Consider the following 12,139-nt stretch of genomic DNA (forward strand, 5'->3'; position numbering starts at 1 on the left):
GCACAGACTGGGCGACGGACGCCGGGCCGATCCCGCCCGGCACCGCCCGAATCCCTCAGGAAAGGCACGGTCCATGACGCAGTCCACGACGCAGTCCCCCACCCTGGCCCTGCACGACGGCACCGCCATCCCCCAGCTCGGCTACGGCGTGTGGCAGGTCGAGGCCGACATCGCGGAGGACGTGGTGTCGCAGGCCCTCGAGGCCGGCTACCGCCACATCGACACGGCGAAGATCTACGGCAACGAGGAGGGCGTGGGCCGCGCGATCGCCAACAGCGGCATCCCGCGCGACGAGATCTTCGTGACCACCAAGCTGTGGAACGACGACCACGGCCGCGACGCCGCGCTGCGCGCGATCGACGGCTCGCTCGAGCGCCTCGGCCTCGACCACGTCGACCTCTACCTCATCCACTGGCCCACCCCGGCCCGCGGCAAGTACGTGGAGACCTGGGAGGCCTTCCAGGAGATCCGCGACAGCGGCCGGGCCCGCTCCGTCGGCGTCTCCAACTTCCCGCAGCAGCAGCTGCAGGAGATCATCGACGCCACCGGGTCGGTGCCCGTGGTCAACCAGGTCGAGCTGCACCCCTACTTCAACCAGGAGCCGCTGCGGGCGTTCCACGCCTCCCGCGGGATCCGCACCGAGGCCTGGTCCCCGCTGGGCCAGGGCGGGGAGCTGCTGCAGGACCCGGTGATCGGCGGCATCGCCCGCCGCCTGGGCGCGACCCCCGGCCAGGTCGTCATCGCCTGGCACCTGGCGATCGGCAACGTGGTCTTCCCCAAGACCGTGACCCCGGAGCGGATCCGCGAGAACTTCGCGGCGCTCGACGTCCGCCTCGACCCCGAGGACGTCGAGGCGATCAGCGGCCTGGACAACGGCGGGCGGATCGGGTCGGACCCGATGGACTTCAACTGACCCCACCGCCCCACCCCTTCCGCGCCCCTCCCCCGGGAGCACCCCCGCGAGGTCCCGCGCCCGACCCGGGATCCCGTGCCGCACGCCGCTGCGGCACGGGATCCCGTGCTCCCCGTGGGACCTCGCGGGAGAGGGACCGATGAGAGGCATCGAGGGGCGGGCCCGGTGGGCCCGACTGGTGCCGGAGGCGCCCGCGGGTGTTCCATGGTCCCCATGACTCAGCACACCCCCCGCGGGACGGACGGCGCCACCAGCGCCGGCGCACCGCTTCCCGGCACCGCCCCCACCCCCGACGGCGGCCCCGGCTCCCCCACCGGCCCCACGTTCTTCGGCCAGCCCCGCATGCTGGCGAACCTCTTCAGCGTGGAGACGTGGGAGCGGTTCTCCTTCTACGGCATGCAGGTCGTCGTCCTGCTCTACATGTACTTCGCCACCACCGAGGGCGGCCTCGGCATCGACCAGGCGACCGCGGCCGGCATCGTGGGCGCCTACGGCGGCGGCGTCTACCTCTTCGCCATCCTCGGCGGGTGGGTCGCCGACCGGCTGCTCGGCTCCGAGCGCACCATGTTCGTCAGCGGCATCCTCATCATGGCCGGGCACATCGCCCTCGCCCTGCTGCCCGGTGTTCCCGGCCTCGCGGCGGGTCTGATCCTCGTCGCCGTCGGCTCCGGCGGCCTGAAGGCGACCATCACCAACCTCGTCGGCTCCCTCTACGACCAGCGGGACCCGCGCCGCGACGCCGGTTTCTCGATCTTCTACATGGGCGTCAACATCGGCGGGCTCGTCGGACCCCTGCTCACGGACCTGGTGCGCCAGGAGATCGGCTTCCACCTCGCCTTCGGCCTCGCCGCCGCCGGCATGGCGATCGGCCTGACCCAGTACGCGCTCGGCCGCAGGAAGCTGCCCGCCGAGGTGCACCGCGTGCCGAACCCCCTGCCGCGCTCGGAGTACGGGAAGTGGATCGGGATCGCCGCGGCCGGCCTCGCCGTCGTCGTCGTGGCCGTGCTCACGGGCGTGCTCAACGCGGGCAACCTCGCCGACGTCGTGGTCGTGGTGATCCTCGTGGCCGCCGTGGCGCTGTTCGCGATCCTGCTCACCAGCAGCGAGGTCGACGACGACGAGCGCTCCCGCGTGCGGGCGTTCATCCCGATGTTCATCGGCTCGGCGGCGTTCTTCGCCCTGTTCCAGCAGCAGTTCACCGTGGTCACGATCTACTCCGACAACCGGCTGGACCGCGTCCTGGGCGACTGGACGATGCCGATCGGGTGGGTCCAGTCCTTCAACCCCTTCTTCATCATCCTGCTGGCCCCCGTCTTCGCCGTCCTGTGGACCCGGCTCGGCGCCCGCCAGCCGGTGACGGCCACGAAGTTCGGGCTGGGCATCGTCCTGATGGGCTCGGCGTTCCTGATCTTCCTGCCCATGGTCGGCGTGGCCGCGGTGCCGGTGCTGTGGATCGCCCTGATCCTGCTCGTGGCGACCCTCGGCGAGCTGATGGTCTCCCCCGTGGGGCTGTCCCTGTCCACGAAGCTGGCCCCCCGGCGGTTCCCCGTGCTGATGGTCTCCCTCTACTACCTCTCCGTGGCGCTGGGGACCGCCCTGTCCGGGTCGCTGGCCGGCTTCTACAGCGCGGAGAACGAGAGCGCCTACTTCGGCACCCTCGGGGCGGTCACCATCGGCATCGGCGTGCTGCTGCTGCTGGTAGCCCGGCCCGTCACGCGGGCGATGCGCGGTGTGCGCTGACCACAGGATGCACTTGCATTGAAATGGGCGTCCTCCCGTGCCTACGGTGGACAGGTCACGACGACCGGCAACCGAACGGCAGGTGAGATCCATGACCCTCCTCCGCAGGACGACCGCGGCCGCGCTCGCGGCATGCGCCCTCGTGACCGGCTCGCTCGCCCTGGCGGCCCCCGCCCAGGCAGCGGGGCTGTCGGGCCACCCCAAGTGGCAGGACGGGTCCGTCGGCGCCACCTTCGGCTGTTCCCTGGCCCGCCAGTTCATCGACCCCGACCTCTGCGCCGGCGTCCTCGGCTTCCCCGTGCCCTGACGGACGCACGCCCGGGTCAGGCCTCTGCGGCGGGTCGGGGGAGCAGCTCGAGCGTGCGGAACAGCGGCGTGCGCAGGGTCGTCACCGCGTCCAGCAGGTAGTTCTGCCGCACCCGCCACGGGTGGCGGTCGCCCTGGCGGGGGAACGCGCCGATCGAGCGCCGGACGTAGCCGGAGCCGAGGTCCAGCAGCGGGTGCCCGGCCATGCCCGGGGCGGCCCTGGGCACCGCGGCGGCGGCGCCGTGGCGCGCCACGTGCCGGAGCACCCGGCAGACCAGCCGGTGCGTCAGGTCCGCCCGCAGCGTCCACGAGGCGTTGGTGTAGCCGATGCACAGGGCGAAGTTGGGCACGTCGGTGAGCATCGCGCCGTTCCACACGTACTGCTCCGGCAGCTCCACCGGGACGCCGTCCACGCTGGGCGCGATCCCGCCGAGGGGCAGCAGCCTCAGCCCCGTGGCGGTGACCACCACGTCGGCCTCCAGGACCCGGCCGCCGCGCAGCCGGATCCCCTCCGGCACGACCTCCTCGATCGTGTCCGTCACCACCTCGGCCCGGCCCCGCCGCAGGGCCGTGAAGAGGTCCGCGTCCGGGGCGGCGCACAGCCGCTGGTCCCACGGGTCGTAGGAGGGGGTGAAGTGCTCGGCCACCAGCTCCGCCGAGCCGAGGGCCCGCGCGGCCCGGGACGTGAGGAACGCCCGGGCCGGGCCCGGGAGGCGCCGGCAGAACTGGTGGACGGCCGTGCCGACCAGGATGTTCTTGGCGCGGACCAGCCGGTGGGCGGCCCCCTCGGGCAGGACCCGGCGCAGGACGTCGGCGCGCCGGTCGCGCCCGGGCACCGCGCTGATCCAGGTGGGGGAGCGCTGCAGCATCGTCACGCTCGCCGCGTCCCGGGCCAGGGCCGGCACCAGGGTCACCGCCGTGGCCCCGCTGCCGATCACCACGACCCGCTGCCCGCTCCAGTCCAGGTCACCGGGCCAGAACTGCGGGTGCACCACCCGGCCCGCGAAGCGTTCGATCCCGGGCAGGGCCGGGTCGTGCCCCCGGTCGTAGTCGTAGTAGCCGGCGCAGGAGTACAGGAACGAGCACGTCATGCTCCGCCGCCGGGTCCCGCCCGCGCCGTCGCGCTCCTCGAGGCCCAGCGTCCACCGGGCCTGAGCGGAGGACCAGTCGGCCGAGACGACCTTCGTGCGGCAGCGGACGTGCCGGTCGATGCCGAACTGCGCGGCCGTCTCGCGGATGTAGGCCAGGATCGACGGACCGTCCGCGATCGACTGCGGGTCCCGCCAGGGTCTGAACGAGTAGCCGAGGGTGAACATGTCGGAGTCGGAGCGCACGCCGGGGTAGCGGAACAGGTCCCAGGTCCCGCCCGTCCCGTCGCGGGCCTCCAGGACGGCGTAGGACAGGCCGGGGCACTCGGTCTGCAGGCGGTAGGCCGCGCCGATGCCGGACAGGCCCGCGCCGACGACCACGACGTCGCGGTGCTCCGTCCCGGCGGGGCGCCCGGGGGTGGGGGAAGGTGCTGGCACGGCACCAGCATCCCCCACGACGCCGGCGGGGAGCCGACGCGGCACGTCGCCCGCCCGGCCCCGGGCGGCACGGCCGGGGTGCGCGCCGCGACCGCGGCACGGACCCCGCACGCCCCGGTGGCGGGCGGACCGCGGGGGCACGGCACCCGGCGCGGTCCTCGACGACGCCCGGTGCGGTCAGCGGGCGGAGCGCCCGGCGACGAGCTCCCGCACGACCTCGGCCGCCGGCGCCTCCCGGGCGGCGGCGGCCCCGGTCCCGGCCCAGAGGGCGATCGCCTCCGGGTCCCCCGCCCGGCCCGCGGCCGCCCGGAGCGGCTTCGTCAGCTGGTTGACCTGCGGATATGCCGGTGGCGCCATATGCGTGTAGCGTTCCAGGAACCCGTTGCGCAGGCCCCGGGCGCACCGTCCGGAGAAGGCCCGGGTCACCGCGGTGCCGGGGTAGCGGCCCGAGGCGAGCGCCTCCCGGTACGGCGCCGAGGTGCCCGCCTCGGGGGTGCGCAGCAGCAGGGTGCCGACCTGCACCGCGGCGGCCCCGGCGTCCAGCAGGGCGGCGGCGTCCTGCGCCGAGGCGATCCCGCCGGCCGCCACCAGCGGCACGTCCACGGCCGCGCGCACGGCGGCCAGCAGCGCCGGCAGCGGCTCCTCCCCCGGGACGGCGTCGACGCGGTGGGTGCCCCGGTGGCCGCCGGCCTCGGGGCCCTGCACCACCAGCAGGTCCGCCCCGGCCCGCACCGAGGCCACGGCCTCGGGGACGGAGGCGACGGTGACCGCGGTGGTGCAGCCGGCGGCGGCGAGCCGGGAGAGGACCTCCTGCGGCGGCAGACCGAAGGTGAAGGAGACCACCGGCACGCGCAGCCGCTCGACGAGCTCGAGCTTGTCCGCCCAGGCGTCGTCGTCGGCCGGGTCGACGGCGGGCAGCTCGGCGCCCAGGCGCTCGGCCTCGGGGGCGAGGGCTCTGCGGTAGTCCTCCACCGCGCGGCGCAGGTCCGCACCGGGAGCCGCGGCCGCGGGGTCGGGGACGAAGAGGTTGACCCCGAACGGGCCGTCGGTGCGCCCGCGCACCTCCTCGACGTCGGCGGCCAGCCCGTCCACGGGCCGGTAGCCCGCCGCGAGGAAGCCGAGGCCGCCGGCCCCGGTGACCGCCGCGGCGAGGGCGGGCGTGGAGGGACCGCCCGCCATGGGGGCACCCACGACGGGAAGGCGCAGGTCGGACGGACGGAAGCGGGCACCGGTGCTCATGCCCCCAGGCTAGGGAGGCCCGGGCAGGACGTCACCCTGCACCGCACCCGGTCCTGGCATAGGCTGTGCGAACGGTCACTGTCCGCCGGGCCGCGCCCGGCACGAAAACGATGCGAGGCGAGCGATGGCACAGTCCGCCGATTCCCAGGCACGGTCCCGTCCGCAGCCCGAGCTCAAGCGGGTGATGGGACCCGGTCTGCTCCTGCTGTTCATCGTGGGCGACATCCTCGGCACGGGCGTCTACGCCCTCACCGGCAACATCGCCGGCGAGATCGGCGGTGCGGCGTGGGCGCCGATCCTCGTGGCGTTCGTGGTCGCGACGATCACCGCGTTCTCCTACCTCGAGCTCGTCACCAAGTACCCGGGGGCCTCCGGCGCCGCGCTGTACACGCACAAGGCCTTCGGGATCCACTTCGTCACGTTCCTGGTGACCTTCGCCGTGCTCAGCTCCGGGCTGACCTCCGCCTCGACGGCGGCCTCGGCGGTGGCCTCCAACTTCGCCCGCGGCTTCGGCCTCGAGGCGGACACCACGACCGTCACCGTGATCGCGGTGGTCTTCATCGGGATCCTCGCCGCCATCAACATCCGCGGCGTGACGGAGGGCCTGGCCTTCAACGTGGTGCTGACGAGCATCGAGCTGACCGGTCTGCTCATCGTGATCCTCGTGGGCTTCTGGGCGGCCTTCCAGGGCCAGGCGGACTTCAGCCAGACGATGGTCTTCGAGACCTCGGAGGACAAGGGGATCTTCCTCGCCCTCACCGCCGTGACCTCCCTCGCGTTCTTCTCCTTCGTGGGCTTCGAGGACTCGGTGAACATGGTCGAGGAGACGAAGAACCCCAGCCGCGACTTCCCCCGCGTGATGCTCTTCGGCCTCGGGCTGACCGGCGTGGTCTACATCCTCGTGTCGATCTTCACCGTGGCGGTCGTGCCGATCGGGGTGCTCGGGGAGTCGACGACCCCGCTGCTGGACATGGTCCGGATCGGCGCGCCGAACATCCCGATCGACACCATCTACCCGTTCCTCACGATCTTCGCGGTCGCCAACACCGCGCTGATCAACATGCTCATGGCCTCCCGCCTGCTCTACGGCATGGCCCGCCAGGGCGTGCTGCCCGACTTCCTCGGGCACGTGCTGCACGGCCGGCGCACCCCGTGGTCGGCCATCGTCTTCACGACCCTGCTCGCGATGGGCCTGATCGTCGTCATCAACAACCTCCTGGCGAGCGGGACGGCGAGCGCCCTCGGCGGCACCACGGCGCTGCTGCTGCTCGGGGTCTTCACCGTGGTCAACATCGCGGCGATCATCCTGCGCAAGGACACCGCGCCGACGCACGACCACTTCCACGCTCCCAAGGTGCTCCCCTGGCTGGGCGCGATCACGTGCGCCTACCTCATCGGCCCGTGGGCCCAGGACCCGATCGAGTACCAGATCGCCGTGGTCCTGATCGGGATCGGCCTGGTCCTGTGGATCATCAACTTCCTCTACGACCGCCTGTTCCTCGGCCGCAAGGTGCGCTTCGAGCACCCCGAGGACCTCGCCCGCATGGAGGACGAGCCCGCGGACCGGGACCCCCACCGCGGGGCCTGACGCCGCTCCCGACCCCGTCCACGCCGCGCCCGCACCCGAGGAGAGACCGTGACCATCGTCGTCGGATACATGCCCACCGCCCCCGGACACGCGGCGCTCGACGCCGCCATCCACGAGGCCGAGCGCCGCGGGACCGACCTCGTGGTCGTGCAGCCGCGGCCCCGGCGCCACCAGCCGCCGGAGGTCGTGGCGGACATCGACGTGGAGCAGGAGAAGCTGGCCCGCTCCGGGGTGCGCTACGAGCTGCGCCAGCCCGACCACGACAGCGACCCGGCGGACGTCATCCTCGACACGGCGCGGGAGCACGACGCGGAGCTGATCGTCCTGGGCCTGCGCCGCCGCTCACCGGTCGGCAAGATCATCATGGCGAGCACCGCCCAGCGCGTGCTGCTGGAGAGCCCCTGCCCCGTGCTGTGCGTCAAGGCCGTCTACGACTGAGCCCCGGCGCGCCCGAGGATTTTATTTCGGTTTCCGAAGCATTAGGATCGGAGCAGGTCCGTCCCAGGTCCCCGCGGCTCCCGCCGCGCCGCGCTCCGAAAGGCCGAACGATGCCCTCCTCCCCCGCTCCGGGCACCCGCTGCGACACCGTGGACGACGGACCCGGCGACCGGGCCGGCACCCGCCCCGGGCGTTCGGGCGAGCACTCCGGCTCCCCGGACGCCGCCTCCGGGACGGACCGCTCCCCGGAGGGTCCCGGCGGGACCGAGCCCCCGCAGGGCCGTCACCGCGCCCGGCACCGGCACTGGCTGCGGATCCTCCTCCCGGCCCTGCTGATCGTGGGCTGGCTGGCGGTCGCCGGCGTCGGCGGGCCGTACTTCGGCAAGATCTCCGAGGTCTCCACCAACGACCAGTCGAGCTTCCTGCCCGAGTCCACCGAGTCCACCCGGGTGACGAACCTGCAGGGCGAGTTCCGCGACTCGGACGCCATCCCCGCGATCGTGCTCCTCGTGCGCGAGGGCGGCCTCGAGGCCGGCGACCGGGCCTGGGCCGAGGAGCTCACCGCCGCCGTCCAGGAGGAGGGTCTCGGCGAGGGCGAGACCTCCCCGCCCATCCCCTCCGAGGACGGGGACGCCCTGCAGATCGTCGTTCCCCTCGGGGACGGGCAGGTCGGCGAGGACGTCGAGGCCCTCACCGCCCTGCTCGAGGAGGACGCCCCCGAGGGGCTGCAGAGCTGGGTGACGGGCCCGGCCGGGTTCACCGCCGACCTCGTGGCCGGCTTCGAGGGCATCGACGGCCTGCTGCTGGGGGTCGCGCTCGCGGTCGTGTTCGTGATCCTGCTCGTCGTCTACCGCTCCCCCGTCCTGCCCGTCCTCGTCCTGCTCACCTCCGTCTTCGCGCTGAGCGCCGCGATCCTGGTGGTCTACTGGCTGGCCTCCGCGGAGCTCGTCACCATCAGCGGGCAGGTGCAGGGCATCCTGTTCATCCTCGTGGTGGGCGCGGCGACCGACTACTCGCTGCTGTACACGGCCCGCTACCGGGACGCGCTGCTGCACCACCGGAGCCGGACGGCGGCGACGCGCGCGGCGCTGCGCGGCACGGTCGAGCCGGTCGTCGCCTCGGGCGCCACGGTCATCGCCGGGCTGCTGTGCCTGCTGCTCTCCGACCTGGCCTCCAACAAGGCCCTCGGCCCCGTCGCCTCCGTGGGCATCGTGATGTCGATCCTCGCCGCCCTGACCTTCCTCCCGGCGGTGCTGTGGGCCACCGGCCGCGGCGCGTTCTGGCCCTTCCGCCCCCGCCACGACCCGGTGGGCGGGGACCGGGTGCGGGTGCTGGACCACGGCGCCGACGGGCGCCCCACGGTCGAGGGCAAGGGCCTGTGGGCCTCCGTGGCCCGCTTCGTGGCCCGGGCCCCGCGGGCCATCTGGATCGTCACGACCGCGGTGCTGGTCGTCCTGGCGGGCTTCGCCACCCAGTTCCAGGCCTCGGGGGTGGAGCAGAGCGAGCTGGTCCTCGGCGAGTCCCCGGCGCGGGACGGCCAGGAGGCCCTGGCCGAGCACTTCCCGGGCGGCTCCGGCAGCCCCGCGGTCGTGCTGGTGCCCACCGCAGAGCTCGACGCCGCCGTCGCCGCCGTGGAGGACACGGACGGGGTCGCGGACGTGGCCGTCGTGGCCAACGACTCCCCGTCCGGCACGCTGCCCGTCGGGGAGGACGCGCCGCCGCCGTCGGGACCGTTCGCCGGGGTCGAGCCCACCGAGGCCCAGGGGCTCGTCCAGCTGCAGGCCACGCTCGAGGACGCGGCGGACTCGCCGGCCGCCGAGCAGACCGTGCGGGAGCTGCGGGCGACCCTCTCCGCGGTGGACGAGGGGATCCTCGTGGGCGGGACGACCGCCACGAACCTCGACACCAACGAGACCTCGATCGCCGACCGGACGCTGATCATCCCGGTGATCCTCGCGGTGATCACGCTGATCCTCATGCTGCTGCTGCGCTCGGTGCTGGCCCCGGTGCTGCTGGTGCTCACCACCGTGGTGTCCTTCTTCACGGCCCTGGGCGTCTCCGCCCTGGTGTTCAACCACGTGCTGGAGCTGCCGGGGGCCGACCCGTCCGTGCCGCTGTTCGGCTTCGTCTTCCTCGTGGCCCTGGGCATCGACTACAACATCTTCCTGATGTCCCGGGTCCGGGAGGAGTCGCTCGTCCACGGCACGCGCGCCGGCATCCTGCGCGGGCTGACCCTCACGGGCGGGGTGATCACCTCGGCCGGCATCGTGCTCGCGGCGACCTTCGCGGCCCTCGCGGTCATCCCGATCATGTTCCTGGTGCAGCTGGCGTTCATCGTGGCCTTCGGCGTGCTGCTGGACGCCCTGATCGTGCGCTCGCTGCTCGTGCCGGCCCTGACCTACGACGTCGGGCGCAGCATCTGGTGGCCGTTCCACCGCCGGATCGAGCCCTGAGGAGCATCCCGACCGGTTGTCCCGAACAGACAGCCAGCTTACGATTGGGGCTCCGGGTCCCGGCCGGGAACGGCGGGCGCACCGCGCCGCGGCACCGGCCGGTCAGGACCCGCCCATCAGAGCACACGGAGGAGATCCCCATGAGCGACGAGCTGCACCCCCAGGACGAGCCGGCGCAGGAGCGCCCGCACCGCGCCCGGTGGCGGCGGGCCCTGGCCGTGGCGGTCCTGCCCGTGGCCGCCCTCGGCATGGCCGGGTGCGACAACACCGAGACCGACGAGGGTGGGCAGGTCGAGCAGAGCCCCGCCCCCGAGCCGGACGACGCCGAGGACACCGGCGGCGAGGAGACCGGCGCCGCCGGTGACGGCGGGACCGACACCGAGGAGGCCGAGGGCCCCACCGAGGGCGAGATGCCCTACGAGGACGACCAGCAGGAGGGCGGCTCCGGCGGGGAGGACGACGACGGGAGCTGATCCCGCGGCACCACCGCTGCCGGACACGGTGGCCCGGCGTCGTCCCCGGCGACGTGACCGGGCCCGGCACCCACGCACGCGACCGGATCCCTGTGTTTGCGGGGCCCGGTGCTCGGCACGGGTCACCGCGGCACGGCTCACTACGGCACGGCTCACCCCGGCACGGGAAGGGGCTCCGCGGGCGCGGGGCCCCCGGAGCGCGAGGGGGTCGCCCCGCGCCCGACGCTCAGGCGGCGCTGCGGTCCTCGCGCCGGGCGACGACGGGAACCCGGTCGGTCCGGGGGTGCGCCGGCTCGGCCGGCGACCCTGCGGGCTGCTCGGACTGCTCCACGACCTGCTCGACGCCCTCCTGCCGCCAGCCGTAGCCGTAGGCCAGGGCCGGCACGAGGACGTTGGCGAGACCGCAGCCCACGGCCAGCCCGGCCCAGGCCACCGGGAAGGACGCGAGGACGTCGAGGGGGTAGTGGACCCCGAGGTAGAGCCGGGACCAGGCCACCACGGCGGCCGTCCCGAGCCCGGCGACGAGCAGCACCGGCGCCCGGCCGGAGCGGCGCATCGCCAGGCAGAAGGCCGCGGCGATCGCCACGGCGGCGCCGGTGTGCCCCGACGGGAAGGAGGTGAGTCCTTCCACGACGACCAGGGGCTCGGCCGCGGGCACGGCCTCCGCGCCGTCCGCGGCGTCGGCCGGGAGCAGCGGCTCGGGCCGGGGCCTGCCGACGGCGACCTTGAGCATGGCGACGGCGGCCCAGCCGCACAGCGCGGTGACGGCGAAGCCGGCGGCGTCCCACGGGCGCCGCCGGCGCACGGCCAGCCACGCGGTGAGGGCGGCGAGCACGGCGAGGGCCCCGGGCGTGGAGAAGACGTGGTGGAGTGTCAGCGCGAGGGCGTCGAGAGCGCCCGTGCGGAGGATCTGCAGGCCCTCGAGGACCTGGGCCTCGCGCGCGCCCACCTCGGGCGTGACCACGAGCATGCGCCCGACCGTCGCCGTGAGGAGCACGACGATGAGCGGGACGACGAGCCACTGGTGCAACTGGGGGAGGGACCAGGTGGAGCGGGCCGGCCGGGGGGAAGGATGCTGCGCCGGGTGTGCCATGCCCACCACGATGACATGGGCCACGTTCCCGGCACGGACGGCAGCGCGGGAATCGCCCGTCTCCGGTGGATTTTCCGCCCCGGGAACCAGCGACCGCCCAGAAAATGACAATTCATGAAGTCGGAGAGGCGGTTCCGAGCTGGCGGCGCGACGGGGCGTCGGACAAGACGCACTTCGGAGGACAAGAGGTGTTCGGCAACCCGTATGAGGCGAAATCCGCCCGGATCTCGTCGTTTCACGTGGAACGCGATGCGTCGCACGGTGCCGATCAACCGGCAAAGGACGATCCGACCGCGACAGGGAGGATCGCGGTCGCCCTGCTCGCACCACCGCTTCCGCGTCGCTGTCCCCCGGACGGGGGACGAGTAAC

10 protein-coding genes are annotated in these 12,139 nt (G+C 73.8%); 7 read left to right on the forward strand and 3 right to left on the reverse strand.

The window, feature by feature from the left end; genetic code table 11:
• Window positions 1-73: 73 nt before the first annotated feature.
• The 3 genes from LQU92_RS03775 to LQU92_RS03785 all read left to right on the forward strand — a co-directional run bounded on the left by LQU92_RS03775 (window position 74) and on the right by LQU92_RS03785 (window position 2,960).
• Window positions 74-913 carry an aldo/keto reductase gene (locus LQU92_RS03775; protein WP_230661215.1) on the forward strand — a complete coding sequence of 280 codons (840 nt, stop codon included), beginning with the start codon at window positions 74-76 and terminating at the stop codon, window positions 911-913.
• Window positions 914-1,126: 213 nt separating this feature from the next.
• Window positions 1,127-2,653 (forward strand): peptide MFS transporter, encoded by a 1,527-nt coding sequence (locus LQU92_RS03780; RefSeq protein ID WP_230661216.1) that lies wholly within the window; start codon window positions 1,127-1,129, stop codon window positions 2,651-2,653.
• Window positions 2,654-2,744: 91 nt separating this feature from the next.
• Window positions 2,745-2,960, forward strand: a complete 216-nt coding sequence (locus tag LQU92_RS03785; RefSeq protein WP_230661218.1) for a hypothetical protein — start codon at window positions 2,745-2,747, stop codon at window positions 2,958-2,960.
• Between the two features lie 16 nt (window positions 2,961-2,976).
• Here the strand turns inward: LQU92_RS03785 and LQU92_RS03790 are convergent, their stop codons facing one another.
• Complete coding sequence (locus LQU92_RS03790) at window positions 2,977-4,485, reverse strand: NAD(P)/FAD-dependent oxidoreductase (RefSeq protein ID WP_230661220.1); 1,509 nt, start codon at window positions 4,483-4,485, stop codon at window positions 2,977-2,979.
• A gap of 177 nt (window positions 4,486-4,662) precedes the next feature.
• A complete protein-coding gene (locus LQU92_RS03795; protein WP_230661222.1) occupies window positions 4,663-5,724 on the reverse strand; it encodes a nitronate monooxygenase in 1,062 nt (353 codons plus the stop codon).
• 124 nt (window positions 5,725-5,848) lie between these two features.
• On the opposite strand from LQU92_RS03795, the gene LQU92_RS03800 reads away from it, so the two are divergent.
• From LQU92_RS03800 to LQU92_RS03815, 4 genes are all read left to right on the forward strand, one after another.
• Window positions 5,849-7,312, forward strand: coding sequence for an APC family permease (locus LQU92_RS03800; protein WP_230661225.1), 1,464 nt, complete (start codon window positions 5,849-5,851; stop codon window positions 7,310-7,312).
• Between the two features lie 48 nt (window positions 7,313-7,360).
• Window positions 7,361-7,750: a universal stress protein gene (locus LQU92_RS03805; protein WP_058857550.1), complete on the forward strand. Its 390-nt coding sequence runs from the start codon at window positions 7,361-7,363 to the stop codon at window positions 7,748-7,750.
• A gap of 110 nt (window positions 7,751-7,860) precedes the next feature.
• Window positions 7,861-10,203: an MMPL family transporter gene (locus LQU92_RS03810; RefSeq protein ID WP_230661228.1), complete on the forward strand. Its 2,343-nt coding sequence runs from the start codon at window positions 7,861-7,863 to the stop codon at window positions 10,201-10,203.
• 140 nt (window positions 10,204-10,343) lie between these two features.
• Window positions 10,344-10,676, forward strand: coding sequence for a hypothetical protein (locus LQU92_RS03815; RefSeq protein ID WP_143709856.1), 333 nt, complete (start codon window positions 10,344-10,346; stop codon window positions 10,674-10,676).
• Between the two features lie 226 nt (window positions 10,677-10,902).
• Here LQU92_RS03815 and LQU92_RS03820 read toward each other — a convergent pair whose 3' ends face one another.
• Window positions 10,903-11,769: a phosphatase PAP2 family protein gene (locus LQU92_RS03820; RefSeq protein WP_230661231.1), complete on the reverse strand. Its 867-nt coding sequence runs from the start codon at window positions 11,767-11,769 to the stop codon at window positions 10,903-10,905.
• Window positions 11,770-12,139: the final 370 nt, after the last annotated feature.

This window comes from Kocuria sp. LUK, from assembly GCF_021012935.1.
Lineage (GTDB): Bacteria > Actinomycetota > Actinomycetes > Actinomycetales > Micrococcaceae > Kocuria > Kocuria flava.